Genomic DNA, 15,592 nt, shown 5'->3' with positions numbered 1-15,592 from the left:
CATGGACATCCTCTATCTGATCCGCAGCCGCCGTGACCAGTTGCGCGGCAACTCGGCAAAAGTGGCCGAGACGATCCTGGATGACGTCGGCTTCGCCGCCTCGGCCGCCATCGGTGAACTGGCGGCGAAGGCAGGAGTAAGCAAGGCGGCGCTGTCGCGATTCGCCCGCCTGATGGACTGCGCGGACCTGCGGGAACTGCGCCTCAAGCTGGCCCGCGCCAGCACCGTCGGCAGCCGCTTCCTTGGTGCCGCACCGGTGCGGGTGCCACGCTACTTCGGCCAGATAGTCGAAGACATAGAACAGAGCCTGCATCGGCATCTGGCGGCGTTCGACGAAAGGAACTTTCGCTCCGCCGTGGACCTCATCTGCTCGGCGCAGAAGATCTTCGCCTTCGGCATGGGCGGATGTTCGACACTGCTTGCCGGCGAAGTGCAGTACCGCCTGGTACGGCTGGGCTACCCAGTGTCGGCCTACCACGATCCCGTACTGATGCGCATCGCGGCCGCCACCCTGGGTCCCAAGGACCTGCTGGTCATTCTCTCGATCACCGGCATCACCCCCGAACTGCTCACCACCGCCCGTCTCGCCAAATCCTATGGCGCGCGCCTGCTGACCATCACCCGTGCCGGCAGCGCGCTGGCCGACCTGGCCGATATCCAGATCCCCATCGTCCTCGACGAAACCGACTTCATCTACAAACCCACAGCCGCGCGCTACGGGATGCTGCTGGCCATCGACCTGCTGGCAACCGAAACCGCCCTGCGCACCCCCGACGCCAGCCAGGAACTACTGCGTCGCGTGAAGCTGGCGCTGGATGACCATCGCCGCGGCGAAGACCGACTGCCCCTGGGAGACTGAACCATGCGCCACTTCGAAACGCTGATTCGCCGGGCGACCGTCATCGACGGCAGCGGAAACGCCCGCTTCATCGGCGATCTCGGCATCGCTGGCGGTCGTATCGCACTGCTGGGCGACGCCGCTCACGCCACCGCAACAGAGGTCGTCGATGCCGACGGGCTGGTGCTGGCGCCGGGCTTCATCGACGTACACACCCACGACGACACCGTGGTGATCCGCCAACCGCAGATGCTGCCCAAGCTCAGCCAGGGCGTAACCACCGTGATCGTCGGCAACTGCGGCATCAGCGCCGCGCCCGTGTCCCTGGCGGGCGAGCCGCCGGACCCAATGAACCTGCTGGGGCCCGCCTCCGCCTTTGTCTACCCGACCTTCGCGGACTACTGCGCAGCGGTCGATACAGCCGTGCCGGCGGTCAACGTAGCGGCCCTGGTCGGCCATACCGCACTGCGCAGCAACCACATGGACCGCCTCGACCGCAGTGCCCATCCCAACGAAATCGCGGCCATGCGCAGTCAGTTGGCGGATGCCCTCGCCCATGGTGCCCTGGGCCTCAGCAGCGGGTTGGCCTACGCCTCGGCAAGGAGCGCAAGCACCGCTGAAGTCATGCAGCTCGCCGAAGTGCTGGGTGATTACGGTGGGCTCTACACCACCCACCTGCGCGACGAATTCGACTACATCCTCGGTGCACTCGACGAGGCCTTTGCGACTGCCCGCCACGCGCGCTGCGCACTGGTGGTGTCCCACGTCAAATGCGCCGGCGCCGGCAACTGGGGACGCAGCCAGGAGGTACTCACCAGCCTGGAAACCGCCCACCAACACCAGGAGGTCGGCTGCGACTGCTATCCCTATTCAGCGAGTTCTTCGACCCTCGACCTCAAGCAGGTCACCGGGGACTTCGACATCCTCATCACCTGGTCGCAGCCGCATCCGGACATGGCGGGACGCACCCTCGCAGTCATTGCGGAACGTTGGGGCGTCCCACTGCTCGACGCGGCCCAGCGCCTGCAACCGGCTGGCGCGGTCTACCACTGCATGAGCGAGGCCGACGTCCAACGCATCCTCGCCCACCCGCTGAGCATGGTCGGCTCCGACGGCCTGCCCGAAGACCCGCGGCCGCATCCACGCCTGTGGGGCGCCTTTCCCCGCGTACTCGGACACTACAGCCGGGACCTCGGCCTACTGCCGCTGGAAACAGCGGTACACAAGATGACGGGCCTCAGCGCAGCCCGCTTCGGCCTGGCCCAGCGCGGGCTGCTCGCCCCCGGCTACTGGGCCGACCTGGTGCTGTTCGACCCGCAACGCATCGAAGACACCGCCCGCTTCGACGACCCCGAACAACCCGCTGCCGGCATTCGAGCCGTGTGGGTCAACGGGGTGCTGTCGTACCGCGACGGCCTCGCCCTGCCCCGGCGTGCCGGTCGCTTCCTGCCTCGCAACACGTCCATCCCTGCAACAACTCTCAAGGAGAACACACGATGAAATCACTCAAACGCCACGGCGTCGCCCAGGGCACCGGCAACCAGCAACTGCCCTTCGCGCGAGCGGTACAGGCCGACGGCTGGCTGTTCGTTTCCGGGCAGACGCCCATGCGCGACGGGGCGGTAGTAGACGGCGGCATCGTCACCCAGGCCCACCAGTGCATCCGTAACGTCCTGGATATCCTTGAAGAAGCCGGCTACGGGCCGGAACACGTGGTCCGCTGCGGCGTCTGGCTCGACGACCCGCGCGATTTCGCCGCCTTCAACCAGGTCTTCCAGCAGTACTTCGGCGCCCATCCCCCGGCCCGCGCCTGCGTGGTTTCGAGCATGGTCATCGACTGCAAGGTCGAGGTGGACTGCATCGCCTACCGGGAGTCCTGACAGCATGCGCGACTGCCTTCACATCGCCTGCCTGGGTGAATGCATGGTCGAACTGAGCGGCCAGCCGCTGCAGCGCCGATACGGCGGCGACACCCTCAACACCGCCCTGTACATGGCACGCCTGCTCGCCGGTAGCCGCGCCCGCGTCCACTACATCAGCGCACTGGGCGACGACCGCCTGAGCGACGAGCTGATTCACCAGTGGCAATGCGAAGGCATCGAGACGGCGCGCGTGACGCGCCTGCCCGGCACACTGCCGGGCCTTTACCTGGTGGACGTGGACCCGCAGGGCGAGCGCAGCTTTCTCTACTGGCGCGATACCAGCGCAGCCCGCCAGTACTTCGCCATGGAAACCGACTTCAGTGCCTGGCTGGACCGGGGCCGGACCGATGCCCTCTACCTGTCCGGCATCAGCCTCGCGCTGTTACCCGCCAACCGCCGCCTGGCGCTGCTCGATGCCCTGGAAGGCTTTGTGGCAGAGGGAGGTCGGCTCTGGTTCGACAACAACTTCCGCCCCGCCCTTTGGTCGGCGCAGGACGCGCGTGCCGCCCATGAGCGCGTGCTGGCGATGGCCGAAATCGCCCTGCTGACGCTGGATGATGAACACCAGCTGTATGGCCAGCACACCGCTGAAGAAGCGGCAAGGCGCACCGTGGCCCTGGGTTGCACTGAGGTTGTAATCAAGCAGGGCGCGCAGCCCTGCCTGATTGCCACCGCGCAGCGAGAGATAGACGTGCCGGCACAAGCGCCTGGGAAAGTGGTCGATAGCTGCGCCGCCGGAGACGCCTTTGCCGCCGCCTACCTGGCCAGCCGCATCCAGGGCCTTTCCGCCCACGAAGCCGCCGCAAACGGCCATTGCCTGGCGGCCACTGTGATCGGCCACCCTGGCGCGATCATTCCGGCGCATGCGATGCCGGACATCTCACTACCCCGCTGACCGCTCATCGATCCGCCCCTCTCCCTGGAATGGATAGGGGCGGCGACCATCTGGCGTGAAAGGCGTTCACGTCCGCCAAGTTCCGGTAGACTGCCGGCCCGTTTTTCACTCAAGGGTACGCAGCAGTGTTCATCAAGGCGTTACGAGTCGGCCTGGGCCAGTTGATCATCTTCCTCGATTTCATCACCCGTCCGCGCAAGCTGCGCCGCAACCCCGAGGCGCAAGCCCGGGTAGCGGAAGAGACCGCCAACCTCGCGCTCTACCAGTTCAACGCCTGCCCCTTCTGCGTGAAGACCCGGCGCGCCATGCACCGGCTGAACCTGCCGATCGCCCTGCGCGACGCGAAGAATGATGAAACCCACCGCGCGACCCTGCTGGCCGGCGGCGGCAAGATCAAGGTGCCCTGCCTGCGCATCGACGAGAACGGTGAAAGCCGCTGGATGTACGAGTCCAACGACATCATCCGCTACCTGGAAAGCCGCTTCGCCAAGTCCTGAACGAGGTTCCTGGCACAAAAAAACCGGCTCATATCGAGCCGGTTTTTTTTATGCGCGGCGGGACGCTAGAACGGCTCGCCCTTGGCCGCCTTGTCCAACAGCAGCGCTGGCGGTTCGAATCGCTCGCCATACTGCTCGGCCAGGTAGCGGGCACGGGCGACGAAATCCTGCAGGCCGTACTGGTTGATGAACTGCAGAACGCCGCCGGTCCAGGCCGCGAAGCCGATGCCGAAGATGGAGCCAATGTTGGCGTCGGCGGTCGAGAGCAGCACGCCCTCCTCCACGCACCGCACGCTTTCGATGGCCTGGATGAAGAGGATGCGATCACGCACGTCCTCTTGCGGGATCTGCTTGTCGGCCTTCTCGAAGCGCGTCTTCAGTTCTGGCCACAGATGCTTCCGACCGCCAGCCGGGTAGTCGTAGAAGCCGCCACCGGCCGCCTTGCCCGGCCGCTTGTACTCGTTGACCATCAGGTCGATCACAGCGAAGGCCGGATGCGTCGGCATCACCTTCCCTTCGGCCTTGAGGTCTTCAGCGGTCTGGTTGCGGATGTGAGTCATCAGGCTCATGGAGACTTCATCGGAAATCGCCAGCGGTCCAACCGGCATGCCGGCCTTGCGGGTTTCGTTCTCGATCATCGCAGCGGAAACACCCTCGCCCAGCATGGCTATGCCTTCATTGGTGAAGGTGCCGAACACGCGGGAGGTGAAGAAACCGCGGCTGTCGTTGACCACGATGGGAGTCTTCTTGATCTGCAGGACGTAGTCGAAGCCACGGGCCAGGGTTTCGTCCGAAGTCTTCTCGCCACGGATGATCTCCACCAGCGGCATGCGGTCCACCGGGCTGAAGAAATGCAGGCCGATGAACTTCTCGGGCTTGGCCACCGCCTGCGCCAGACCGGTGATCGGCAAGGTCGACGTATTGGAGGCGATCACTGCATCCGGCAGTGCAGCAGCTTCGGCGGCGGCGGTGACCTTGGCCTTCAGCTCGCGATTCTCGAACACGGCTTCGATGATCAGATCGCAGCCGTCAAAGTCAGCGTCGCTGTCGGTCGGCTTGATGCGGGCGAGGATGGCGTCGCGCTTCTCGGCCGCCATATGGCCACGGTTCACCAGTTGGTCGAGCAGGCCCTGGGAATAGGCCTTGCCCTTCTCCGCAGCCTCCACCGACACATCCTTCAGTACCACCTCGATGCCGGCGACGGCGGAAACATAGGCAATGCCCGCCCCCATCATGCCGGCGCCAAGCACGCCCACCTTCTTCGTCACATAAGGCGCCGGCCCCTTGGGCCGCGAGCTGCCGGCGTTGATCTCGTTCAGCTGGAACCAGAAGGTACCGATCATGTTCTTCGCCACCTGGCCGGTGGTCAGCTCGGTGAAGTAGCGCGCCTCGATCAGCTGCGCGGTGTCGAAGTCCACCTGCGCACCTTCGACGGCCGCGCACATGATCTTCTCCGGCGCGGGGAAGCAGCCCTTGGTCTTGTCGCGCAGCACCGATGGAGCGATGGCGAGCATCTGCGCCACGTTGGGGCTGGACGGGGTGCCACCGGGAATCTTGTAGCCGGCGGTATCCCAGGGTTGTGCTGACTTGGGATTGGCGGCGATCCAGGCGCGGGCCTTGGCCAGCATCTCGTCCGGGGTTTGCGCCAGGTCGTGGATCAGGCCGGCCTTGAGGGCCTGTTCCGGACGCACCTTGCGGCCTTCGGCCAGGTACGGCAGCGCTTTTTCGATGCCCAGCAAACGCACCATGCGCACCACGCCGCCGCCACCGGGCAGCAGGCCGAGGGTCACTTCCGGCAGGCCGAGCTGCACAGCGTTGTCGTTGAGGGCTATGCGGTGATGGCAGGCCAGGCAGATTTCCCAGCCGCCACCCAGGGCCGCGCCGTTGATGGCGGCCACCACCGGCTTGCCGAGGGTTTCCAGGCGGCGCAGTTGGCCCTTGATGCCCAGCACCATCTGGTAGAAGGCGTTGGCGTCCGCCTTGGTGACCTTGATCAACTCATTGAGGTCGCCGCCGGCGAAGAAGGTCTTCTTGCCCGAGGTGATGATCACCCCGGCGATGCTGTCCTTCTCGGTCTCCAGGCGCTCGACCATCTTGCCCATGGCTTCGCGGTACACCGCGTTCATGGTGTTGGCGCTCTGGCCGGGCATGTCCATGGTCAGGACGACGATATTGTCCTGGCCTTTTTCGTAACGGATGGCGTCAGTCATTTCTTATGTCCCATTCGCAGTCGCCGTAGGAGCAAGCTCCGCTCACAAACACCCCTCACAGGGGCACCATTGGCGAGCAGAGCTCGCTCCTACAGACGGATCAGATTCGCTCGATGATCGTGGCTATACCCATGCCGCCACCAACGCAGAGGGTGGCCAGGCCGTAGCGCAGGTTGCGCGCTTCCAGCTCGTCCAGCAGGGTGCCGAGGATGGCGCAGCCGGTGGCGCCCAGCGGGTGGCCCATGGCGATGGAGCCGCCGTTGACGTTGACCTTCTCCTCCGGAACGCCCATGTCCTTCATGAACTTCATCACCACCGAGGCGAAGGCTTCATTGACTTCGAACAGATCGATGTCGGCCACGTTCAGGCCGGCCTTGGCCAGGGCCTTGCGGGTGGCCGGCGCGGGGCCGGTGAGCATGATGGTCGGGTCGGTGCTGGTGACCGCCGTGGCGACGATGCGTGCGCGGGGTTTCAGGCCCAGTTCCTTGCCCTTGGCGGCGGAGCCGATGAGCATGGCGGCGGCACCATCGACGATGCCGGAGCTGTTGCCCGGCGTGTGCACGTGCTCGATGCGCTCGACCTGGCTGTACTTGCGCAGGGCGGTGGCGTCGAAGCCCATCTGCCCCATCATCTCGAAGCTGGGCTTGAGCGCACCCAGGCCTTCCAGCGTGGAATCAGCGCGAATGAACTCGTCATGGTCGAGCAGGACGATGCCGTTCTGGTCCGTGACCGGCACCAGGGATTTCTTGAACGCACCGGTGGTACGGGCGCGCGCGGCCTTCTGCTGGGAACGCAGGGCGAAGGCGTCGACATCCGTGCGGCTAAAGCCTTCCAGGGTGGCGATCAGGTCGGCACCGATGCCCTGGGGCACGAAGCTGGTGTGAAGATTGGTTTCCGGGTCCATCGCCCAGGCGCCGCCGTCGGAGCCCATTGGCACGCGGGACATGGACTCCACGCCGCCAGCGACCACCAGATCCTCGAAGCCGGAACGCACCTTCATCGCGGCCAGGTTCACCGCCTCCAGGCCGGACGCGCAGAAACGGTTGATCTGCTGGCCGGAAACCGTCTCGTCCCAGTCGGCGACCAGCGCGGCGGTCTTGGCGATATCGGCACCCTGGTCGCCCACCGGGGTCACGCAGCCAAGGACGATATCGTCGACCTGGCTGGTATCCAGGTCATTGCGCTCGGCCAGGGCGCGCAGCAGCCCGGCGATCAGGTTGACCGGCTTGACGCTGTGCAGAGCGCCGTCCTTCTTGCCCTTGCCGCGGGGCGTGCGCACCGCGTCGAAAATGAATGCTTCGGTCATGGCGTCCTCTTGAGGCAGCTTGGCGGCACCTTAGGTACCTGTTGTTCTTTCCGTCGGCCGCCGGTGCTCCGGCAGGTTGTGGCTACCTTATCGCTATAGGCCATGGGCTCAATGACGGAAGTGCTCAGCCCCATTGACCGCTGCGCTCAGACGAACGGTCAGTTGATGGCCAGTTGCTGGCCAAGGTGAAAGGGATGTGTCTGGCCTCGGGGCCGCCCAACGAAGGCAGGGGGTTCCCAATAGCCCGGCGTTACTAGCATCCATGCGCTAGTTACCAACCGATATAAGCGATATGTGATGCCGGCCCTAGAGTTTGAAATGCAAGTAGCCGTCGTTGCCGGGTTTTGCCGGGGCGGTGTTTTTCCTAGCCACGGAGGCGAGCGAAGTTCCGGGCCGGCCGTAGGGAGCCCGGACCAACGCACCTCCAACAACAACAAAGGCAGTTGGCCATGTTCAAGCAGCCGAAAATGCGGCAAGCGAGCCTGATCGTCTTTGCCACCACAGTAATTCTCATCCTTCCCAACCTGACCCGCCTGGTCAGCTGATCGCCGCCCAACCACTGGTCGTCCTGTGCTGCGTACCGCCCCTGCGGTCAACGCAGCGCGGGTAGCCACCACGCCAGCAACAATGGAATCAACACGAAGGACAGCAGCGTCGAGCACATCACCAGGCTCGCCACCGCTTCCGGCGAGCGCCCTGCGCGCACGGCAAACAGGTAGTTGAACACCGCCACCGGCATTGCCGATTGCAGCACCAGCACACCTTGGGCGAGCGGCGGCAGGTCCAGCATCCAGCCCGCCAGCCAACCCACGGCCGCACCGCAGAGAATTCGCATCGCGCCCAGCAACATGCCGTTGCCCAGGTGATGGACGCGGATACTGGCGAGGGAGACGCCGAGGGTCAGCAGCATGAGCGGGATGGTCATGCCACCCAGCAGGCCAATGGTGTTGGCAAGCCAGAGCGGCAACTGGAGGTCCCAGATCACCAGGGGCAACGCCAGGGCCAGGCTGATGATGATGGGGTTGGCGAGGAGCTTCTTCGGCGAGCGCTCGGTGCCGGACAACAACAAGCCCAAGCTGAAATGCCCCACTGACAGCACCAGGAAGAAGGCCACGGCCAACGCCAGCCCTTTTTCGCCGAAGGCATAGAGCGTAATGGGCAGGCCCATGTTGCCAGAGTTGGGAAAGAGATAGGCCGGCACCAGGATGCGCCAGTCCTGCCGGAACACCCGGCTGAGCAGGCTGCCGATCAGCCCCATCGCCAGCATCACCACCAGGCAGGCAATGGCAACCTGGCCGAAGGCGTGGCGATCGATCTCGGTGCGGCTGAGGGTGGAAAGCACCAGGCTCGGGGTGCCAATGTTGAGCACCAGGCGCGCAATGAACTCGGTGGGATAGGACTGCCCCGAACGAGCCCAGCCGTAACCGATACCGGCGGCTATCAGCACCGGCGCCATGACCGCGAACAACTCGGCCAGCATGGCCTCTCCTTAACAGCTGCCGACACCCTAAAACAGGGCCCGAAACACGCGCAAGTTTGACGGAAAGCCGCGATCCTAACGGCCTGCGCCACCTCCAGGCAATTGTGCTAGGTTGCCTTAAGACCCTTCCTCGAGGGAGACACCATCATGCGTACCCTGCTCGCTGTTCTCGCGCTGTCCCAGTCCCTGGTCCTGAGCCTTCCGGCCACCGCCGGTGAAACCGACCAGGCCGCCGCCGTCGAAGCCCTGCGCCAACCCAATGCCATCCTGATCGATGTGCGTACACCCGAAGAAGTCGCCGAAGACGGCACCTTGCCCGGCGCACGCAACATCGGCTACGAAGACATCGGCCAACACATTGCCGAGGTCGCCCCGGACAAGGACGCCCCCATAGTGCTCTACTGCCGCAGCGGCCGCCGGGCCGGCATCGCCCAGGACAGCCTGCAGGAACTGGGCTATAGCCGGGTGATCAACGGCGGCGGCTACCAAGACCTGAAAACCGCCGTGCACAAGGACTGATCAATGCGCAAAGCGCTACTCGCCCTGCTCTTCTGCTTCACCCCGCTCCACGCCGCCGAGCTGACCCTGGAACTGCCCGGCGGCACCCGTACTTGGGATTCAGACGCCCTGCTCAGCCATCCCCAGGCGCAGGAGGTGAGCATTCCGGATGACGTTTCCTACAAGAAGACCATGCACTACCGCGCCGTCCCGCTGGCCGCACTGCTGGAAGGCGTCACGCCTGACCAGCACTTGCAGGCCGTAGCCCTGGACGGCTTCGCTGCCGAGCTGACCGCCGCGCCACTGCTGGCCACGAAAGGCGCCCGGGCCTGGCTCGCGATCGAAGATCCGGCCAAGCCCTGGCCGCCACTGGCCACCGGCAAACCCAGCGCCGGCCCCTTCTACCTGGTCTGGACCGAGCCCAAGGCCGCGCGCATCGGCCCGGAGCAGTGGCCTTTCCAGGTGGCACGCATCCGCTATCTGCCCGCCGTGGCCGAACGCTTCCCTGCCCTGCTTCCGGCCGACAATGCCGGCGCTGAGGTTCAGGCCGGTTTCGCCCAGTTCCAGAAAAACTGCCTGGCCTGCCATCGCCTCAACGGTGCCGGCGACGCGCAGTTCGGCCCGGACCTGAACATCCCCCACAACCCGACTGAGTATCTGGCCGGCGACTTCCTCCCCCGCTACATCCGCGACCCGCAAAGCCTGCGCCGCTGGCCCCAGGGCAAGATGCCGGGATTCTCGAAGGAAGCGATAACCGATGAGGAGTTGGGGCAGTTGATTGGCTACCTGAAGCACATGGCGGGGAGAAAGGTCAGCCCTTAGGTGAGTGCCTAGCCCGAGCCCTGTAGGGGCGAATTTATTCGCCAAGGAGGCCGAAGGTCTCCCCGATCACACGTTGTATTCCACCGGCGGCGGCGGCAGCTCGCCGATCAGTTTCTGCAACCCGGCGGCCCATTGGCGGCGGATGTCGGCAAAGTATTCGTCTTCCTCGGTCACCCGGTAGCCGACCGGCAGGATCAGGCTGTCGCGGTGATACACCAGCAGGTCCAGCGGCATGCCCACCGAGAGGTTGCTTCGGATGGTGGAGTCGAAAGACACCAGGGCACAGCGCAGGCCCTCTTCCAGGCTGGTTTCGAACTCCAGGTTGCGGTCGAGGATCGGCTTGCCGTACTTGCTCTCCCCCAGTTGCAGGAAGGGTGTGTCCCGGGTGGCCTGAATGAAGTTGCCCTGGGGGTAGATGCTGTAGAGATCCGGTGGGTTGCCGGCGATCTGCCCACCCACCAGGAAGGAGCAGGTGAGATCGGTATTGCCGGCCAGCGGTGCGCCGTCGCGGGCGATGACTTCGCGAACGGTCTCGGCCACCAGGGCGGTGGCGTCGTAGAGGGTCGGTACGTTGTGCAGGTTGGGGATCGAGCCGTCCAGGCGCTGCTTGAGCAGGTTAACCACCGATTGCGAGGTGGCCAGGTTGCCCGCGCTCTGCAGCACGATCAGCCGTTCGCCGGTAACGCCGAAGGTGTAGAGCTTGCGGAAGGTGGCGATGTGGTCGATGCCCGCGTTGGTGCGCGAATCGGATACGAACACCAGGCCGTCGGCCAGGTGCATGGCGACGCAGTAGGTCATGCCGCTACTTCTCCTTGTTGAGGCTTCCCGCGTCGTGTACCCGGCCGCCGGCCCTTGCGGGCTGGCAGTAAGCGGCGGCCGGCGCCGTGGGAAGTCGGGAAACCCGACTTACTGTTCTTGCACCAACAGCAGAGGCGGCGCGTCCACTTTGGCGTGCATCTGCTCGCCACCACCGCCCCGGCGCATGCCGCGAACCGGGCAGGCGTCCAGGTAGTCCAGCCCGACCGCCAGCTTCAGATGGCGCTCCGGGCGAGCCAGCTTATTGGTCACATCAAAGCTGTACCAGGCATCGCCCAGCCAGGCTTCGGCCCAGGCATGGCTGGCCAGGTTCTGGTTATTGCCCTGGTACAGGTAGCCGGACACGAAGCGCGCCGGGATGCCCAGGCTGCGGGCGCAGGCGAGAAAGGCGTGAGTGTGGTCCTGGCAGACTCCCGCACGCCCGGCGAAGGCTTCGGCAGCAGTGCTGTCGACGCGGGTCACGCCTTTCTTGAAAGGCATCTGCTCGTGCAGGCCTGCCATCAGATCAATCAATCCATTGCGGTCACGGCGGTTGCCGCACTGTTGCGCGGCAAACTCGCGCAAGGCGTCGTCGGCGGTGGTCAGGCGGGTAAAGCGCAGGAAGGGCAAGGCCGACTGCTTGTCATGCTCGGCCTCACGCTTCTCGTCGATCTCCACGAGGCCGCGAGCGCTGATGACGATGGCGTCGTGCGGCTCGTCCAGGGTCAGCACATGGAAGGTATTGCCGAACGGGTCGATCTGCGCGCGTACCGGACGCGGCAAGGTCAGTTGCCAGCTCAAGACGTGCTGACGTTCGTTCTCCTGGGGCGTCAGGCGCAGGTACTGGATGCTGGCGCGAACCTGATCGTCGTAGCGGTAAGTGGTGTCGTGGCGGATGGACAGTTTCATACAGCCTCCAGATACGAGCTGTGGATGGCCCGAGCCAGTTGGCGGACCAGCAGGATGAAGTCGGTGAGCCAGGTGTGCAGGCCCTCCGCAAGAATCTCGTCGATGGCGGTGTAGCGCAGGCGCGCGTCCAGTTCGGCGGCCAGGCGCTGGGCCGGCCGGCCGTTGTCCCCCGGCAGGCTGGCGAGGATGAGGTTCAGCTCTTCCATGCAGGCGCGCAGCGAGCGCGGCACGTCGGCGCGCAACAGCAGCAGTTCGGAAACCTGGCGGGAATTGGGGGAGCCGCGGTACACCTCGGTATAGGCCTCGAAGGAGGACAGTGCGCGGAGCAAGGCACTCCATTGGTAGTAGCCACGGGCGGAGTTGTCGCTGACCTCCTCCGACTCTTCACCATACATTTCGTAGCGCGAGTCCAACAGGCGCAGGGTGTTGTCCGCCCGCTCGATGAAGGTGCCCAAGCGAATGAAACGGTAGGCCTCGCCACGCATGATGGTGCCGTAGGTGGCGCCACGAAACAGGTGCGAGCGCTCCTTCACCCATTCGCAGAAACGGCTGATGCCATAGCGACCGAGACCTTCGTTGGAAATGCTCAGCATCTCCAGCCAGGTGGCGTTGATGTTTTCCCAGATGTCGGCCGTGATCCGCCCACGTACGGCATGGGCGTTGATCCGGGCCGCGCGCAGGCAACTGAAGATGCTCGCCTGGTTGTCGGCGTCGAGGGCGAAGAAGTGCAGCATACGCCCAGCGTTAAGCTCACCGTGACGCTCCTGGTACAGCTCCAGGGTGCCGGTGCTGAGCAGGGACATGGCCAGCTCTTCCAGGCCGTCACCACGACCGTCCTGGGGCATCAGCGACAGCGAATAACTGACGTCGAGCATGCGCGCGAGGTTCTCCGCACGCTCCAGATAGCGCGACATCCAGTACAGCTCGGAGGCAGTTCTGCTCAGCATGGTCAGTCCTCCACGATCCAGGTGTCCTTGGTGCCACCACCCTGGGACGAGTTCACCACCAGAGAACCCTCACGCAGTGCCACGCGGGTCAGGCCGCCAGGTACCAGGCGAGTCTCCCGCCCGGAAAGCACGAAGGGACGCAGGTCGATATGGCGCGGGGCGATGCCCTGCTCGACGAAGGTCGGGCACGTGGACAGGCACAGCGTGGGCTGGGCGATGTAGGCCTCGGGGCGGGCCTTGAGGCGCTCGCGGAAGGTCTCGATCTCCTTGCTGCTGGCGGCGGGCCCCACCAGCATGCCGTAGCCGCCGGAACCCTGGGTTTCCTTGACCACCAGCTCGGGCAGGTTGGCCAGCACGTGGGACAGGTCTTCGGGTTTGCGGCACTGCCAGGTGGGCACGTTCTTCAGGATCGGTTCCTCGTCCAGGTAGAAGCGGATCATGTCGCAGACATAGGGATAGATGGACTTGTCGTCCGCCACCCCGGTACCGATGGCGTTAGCCAGCACCACGTTGCCGGAGCGGTAAGCGGCCAGCAGGCCAGGCACGCCGAGCATGGATTCGGGATTGAAGGCCAGCGGGTCGAGGAAGGCGTCGTCCAGCCGGCGGTAGATCACGTCGACCGGTTGCGGGCCGGAGGTGGTGCGCATGTACACGCGGTCGTCGCGCACGAAGAGATCGGCGCCCTCCACCAGTTCCACACCCATCTCGCGGGCCAGGAAGGCGTGTTCGAAGTAGGCGCTGTTGAAGCGGCCGGGAGTCAGTACCACCACGCTGGGGTTGTCCAGCGGGCTCGAGCTTTTCAGGGTATCCAGCAGCAGGTTGGGGTAGTGGTCGATGGGGGCGATACGCTGCGCCGCGAACAGCTCGGGGAACAGCCGCATCATCATCTTGCGGTCCTCCAGCATGTAGCTGACACCGCTGGGGGTACGCAGGTTGTCTTCCAGCACGTAATAGGTGCCGTCGCCATCGCGGACCAGATCCACCCCGGCGATGTGGGCGTAGATGTCGCGGTGCAGGTCGAGGCCCTGCATTGCGATCTGATAGCCCTCGTTGGCCAGCAACTGTTCGGCGGGAATGATCCCGGCCTTGATGATCCGCTGGTTGTGGTAGAGGTCGGCGAGGAACATGTTCAGCGCCTTGACGCGCTGGATGCAGCCCTTCTCCACCACCCGCCACTCGCTCATGGGGATGGAACGAGGAATGGTGTCGAAGGGAATCAGTCGCTCGGTGCCCTGCTCGTCGCCATAGAGGGTGAAGGTGATGCCGGCACGGTGGAATAGCAGGTCGGCATCACGACGTCGCTGGGCCAACAGCTCCTGGGGCGTGTCCGCCAGCCAGCGTGCGAATTCCCGGTAGTGCGGACGGCATTCGCCACTCGCGTCGTACATTTCGTCATAAAAAGTGCGGGACATGCCTAACTCCTTGTCGCCACGGGCCGTTTTGCAGTCGCAAGCCCCGTGCCATCGCAACAACCGCTTGCATTTCAACAACTTGCAACACACGCACAGCCGTCGCGCCCCAGTCTGGTGCAGCCCGCGAAGCGGAACTGACCGCGCCGCCCTATTTGGCGGCGATACAGGGTTGGACGGATTGCGACGGCGAGGTGTTCCCCTGATTGCGCCTGGGGGCACCGCCATCCCTGGAACAGACAGTCTAGTCCGGCCTTGTGTGACCACTAGGGTCCGATTGTTCTATACATATGTTGCGATTTGGAATTTGCCCTATAACTCGTCGACCTATGGTCACGGAGCGCCTTCTATGGACGGTATAGCCCGAGCACATTTTCCAAGCTCCCGGGAGCCTTCCATACTTGCTCCATTCCAGTGCCTCCATCCTGCCTTGGAGCAAACCTGCCATGCTCACCATCGGAGACAAACTGCCGGCATTCGACCTGCAGGCGGTGGACCATGATTCGGAACACGCACCCAGCCCTGAGAGCGCCTTCAAGCGGGTCAACCAGGACAGCTACCGTGGCAAGTGGAAGGTGCTGTTCTTCTGGCCGAACGACTTCACCTTCGTCTGCCCGACCGAAATCAGGGCCTTCGGCGACCTGCTGGAGCAGTTCAACGACCGAGATACTCAGCTGATCGGTGCATCCACTGACAGCGAGTTCGTCCACCTCGCCTGGCGCCGCGACCACAAGGACCTGAAAGGCCTGAGCTTCCCCTGGCTGGCCGACACCCGACACGAGCTGTCCAGCGCCCTGGGCATCCTTGACCGCCGCGAAGGCGTAGCCCTGCGCGCGACCTTCATCATCGATCCGGACAACGTCATCCGCCATGTCTCGGTGAATGACCTGCTGGTAGGCCGCAACCCCCAGGAAACCCTGCGCCTGCTCGACGCCCTGCTGACCGAGGAGCTGTGCCCCTGCAACTGGCACAAGGGCGAAGCGACCATTCATTTCTGAGCGTGCGAGTGGTCAACTTCCTTGTAGGAGCTGGCTTGCCAGCGAAACGGGGCCATTCGCTGGCAA

15 protein-coding genes are annotated in these 15,592 nt (G+C 64.6%); 8 read left to right on the top strand and 7 right to left on the bottom strand.

Annotated elements, in window-relative coordinates; genetic code table 11:
* Position 1: 1 nt before the first annotated feature.
* From G559_RS0105235 to G559_RS0105215, 5 genes are all read left to right on the top strand, one after another.
* Complete coding sequence (locus tag G559_RS0105235) at positions 2-859, top strand: MurR/RpiR family transcriptional regulator (RefSeq protein ID WP_028627237.1); 858 nt, start codon at positions 2-4, stop codon at positions 857-859.
* Between the two features lie 3 nt (positions 860-862).
* Positions 863-2,338, top strand: coding sequence for an N-acyl-D-amino-acid deacylase family protein (locus G559_RS0105230; protein WP_028627236.1), 1,476 nt, complete (start codon positions 863-865; stop codon positions 2,336-2,338).
* A complete protein-coding gene (locus G559_RS0105225) occupies positions 2,335-2,718 on the top strand; it encodes a RidA family protein (protein WP_028627235.1) in 384 nt (127 codons plus the stop codon). Before G559_RS0105230 ends, G559_RS0105225 begins: the two co-directional genes overlap by 4 nt.
* Before the next feature lie 4 nt (positions 2,719-2,722).
* Entirely contained in the window at positions 2,723-3,655 is a 933-nt protein-coding gene (locus G559_RS0105220; protein WP_028627234.1) for a sugar kinase, read from the top strand.
* A gap of 125 nt (positions 3,656-3,780) precedes the next feature.
* Positions 3,781-4,152: a glutathione S-transferase N-terminal domain-containing protein gene (locus tag G559_RS0105215; RefSeq protein ID WP_028627233.1), complete on the top strand. Its 372-nt coding sequence runs from the start codon at positions 3,781-3,783 to the stop codon at positions 4,150-4,152.
* 65 nt (positions 4,153-4,217) lie between these two features.
* On the opposite strand, the gene G559_RS0105210 is transcribed toward G559_RS0105215, so the two are convergent.
* From G559_RS0105210 to G559_RS0105195, 3 genes are all read right to left on the bottom strand, one after another.
* Positions 4,218-6,362: a 3-hydroxyacyl-CoA dehydrogenase NAD-binding domain-containing protein gene (locus G559_RS0105210; protein ID WP_028627232.1), complete on the bottom strand. Its 2,145-nt coding sequence runs from the start codon at positions 6,360-6,362 to the stop codon at positions 4,218-4,220.
* 100 nt (positions 6,363-6,462) lie between these two features.
* Positions 6,463-7,668, bottom strand: a complete 1,206-nt coding sequence (locus G559_RS0105205) for an acetyl-CoA C-acetyltransferase (protein WP_028627231.1) — start codon at positions 7,666-7,668, stop codon at positions 6,463-6,465.
* Between the two features lie 592 nt (positions 7,669-8,260).
* Positions 8,261-9,148, bottom strand: a complete 888-nt coding sequence (locus tag G559_RS0105195) for an AEC family transporter (RefSeq protein WP_028627230.1) — start codon at positions 9,146-9,148, stop codon at positions 8,261-8,263.
* Between the two features lie 147 nt (positions 9,149-9,295).
* Here G559_RS0105195 and G559_RS0105190 point away from each other — a divergent pair, with 147 nt between their 5' ends.
* Positions 9,296-9,667, top strand: a complete 372-nt coding sequence (locus tag G559_RS0105190) for a rhodanese-like domain-containing protein (RefSeq protein WP_028627229.1) — start codon at positions 9,296-9,298, stop codon at positions 9,665-9,667.
* A 3-nt stretch (positions 9,668-9,670) separates the two neighbouring features.
* Positions 9,671-10,468, top strand: a complete 798-nt coding sequence (locus G559_RS0105185; protein WP_028627228.1) for a cytochrome c — start codon at positions 9,671-9,673, stop codon at positions 10,466-10,468.
* Between the two features lie 66 nt (positions 10,469-10,534).
* Here G559_RS0105185 and G559_RS0105180 read toward each other — a convergent pair whose 3' ends face one another.
* The 4 genes from G559_RS0105180 to G559_RS0105165 form a co-directional block, all read right to left on the bottom strand.
* Positions 10,535-11,266 (bottom strand): proteasome-type protease, encoded by a 732-nt coding sequence (locus tag G559_RS0105180; protein WP_028627227.1) that lies wholly within the window; start codon positions 11,264-11,266, stop codon positions 10,535-10,537.
* A gap of 108 nt (positions 11,267-11,374) precedes the next feature.
* Positions 11,375-12,172 carry a transglutaminase family protein gene (locus tag G559_RS0105175; protein WP_028627226.1) on the bottom strand — a complete coding sequence of 266 codons (798 nt, stop codon included), beginning with the start codon at positions 12,170-12,172 and terminating at the stop codon, positions 11,375-11,377.
* Positions 12,169-13,119 (bottom strand): alpha-E domain-containing protein, encoded by a 951-nt coding sequence (locus G559_RS0105170; protein ID WP_028627225.1) that lies wholly within the window; start codon positions 13,117-13,119, stop codon positions 12,169-12,171. Before G559_RS0105170 ends, G559_RS0105175 begins: the two co-directional genes overlap by 4 nt.
* Before the next feature lie 2 nt (positions 13,120-13,121).
* Positions 13,122-14,531, bottom strand: coding sequence for a circularly permuted type 2 ATP-grasp protein (locus G559_RS0105165; protein ID WP_028627224.1), 1,410 nt, complete (start codon positions 14,529-14,531; stop codon positions 13,122-13,124).
* A gap of 443 nt (positions 14,532-14,974) precedes the next feature.
* On the opposite strand from G559_RS0105165, the gene G559_RS0105160 reads away from it, so the two are divergent.
* Entirely contained in the window at positions 14,975-15,526 is a 552-nt protein-coding gene (locus G559_RS0105160; RefSeq protein WP_028627223.1) for a peroxiredoxin, read from the top strand.
* The last annotated feature ends 66 nt before the right edge of the window (positions 15,527-15,592 follow it).

This window comes from Metapseudomonas resinovorans DSM 21078 (assembly GCF_000423545.1).
Lineage (GTDB): Bacteria > Pseudomonadota > Gammaproteobacteria > Pseudomonadales > Pseudomonadaceae > Metapseudomonas > Metapseudomonas resinovorans.
This window is presented reverse-complemented; position numbering and strand designations above follow the sequence as displayed.

Coding starts and splice junctions, on each gene's coding strand:
- G559_RS0105235 (WP_028627237.1), top strand. CDS start 2: ATGGACATCCTCTATCTGATCCGCAGCCGCCGTGACCAGTTGCGCGGC.
- G559_RS0105230 (WP_028627236.1), top strand. CDS start 863: ATGCGCCACTTCGAAACGCTGATTCGCCGGGCGACCGTCATCGACGGC.
- G559_RS0105225 (WP_028627235.1), top strand. CDS start 2,335: ATGAAATCACTCAAACGCCACGGCGTCGCCCAGGGCACCGGCAACCAG.
- G559_RS0105220 (WP_028627234.1), top strand. CDS start 2,723: ATGCGCGACTGCCTTCACATCGCCTGCCTGGGTGAATGCATGGTCGAA.
- G559_RS0105210 (WP_028627232.1), bottom strand. CDS start 6,362: ATGACTGACGCCATCCGTTACGAAAAAGGCCAGGACAATATCGTCGTC.
- G559_RS0105205 (WP_028627231.1), bottom strand. CDS start 7,668: ATGACCGAAGCATTCATTTTCGACGCGGTGCGCACGCCCCGCGGCAAG.
- G559_RS0105195 (WP_028627230.1), bottom strand. CDS start 9,148: ATGCTGGCCGAGTTGTTCGCGGTCATGGCGCCGGTGCTGATAGCCGCC.
- G559_RS0105190 (WP_028627229.1), top strand. CDS start 9,296: ATGCGTACCCTGCTCGCTGTTCTCGCGCTGTCCCAGTCCCTGGTCCTG.
- G559_RS0105185 (WP_028627228.1), top strand. CDS start 9,671: ATGCGCAAAGCGCTACTCGCCCTGCTCTTCTGCTTCACCCCGCTCCAC.
- G559_RS0105180 (WP_028627227.1), bottom strand. CDS start 11,266: ATGACCTACTGCGTCGCCATGCACCTGGCCGACGGCCTGGTGTTCGTA.
- G559_RS0105175 (WP_028627226.1), bottom strand. CDS start 12,172: ATGAAACTGTCCATCCGCCACGACACCACTTACCGCTACGACGATCAG.
- G559_RS0105170 (WP_028627225.1), bottom strand. CDS start 13,119: ATGCTGAGCAGAACTGCCTCCGAGCTGTACTGGATGTCGCGCTATCTG.
- G559_RS0105165 (WP_028627224.1), bottom strand. CDS start 14,531: ATGTCCCGCACTTTTTATGACGAAATGTACGACGCGAGTGGCGAATGC.
- G559_RS0105160 (WP_028627223.1), top strand. CDS start 14,975: ATGCTCACCATCGGAGACAAACTGCCGGCATTCGACCTGCAGGCGGTG.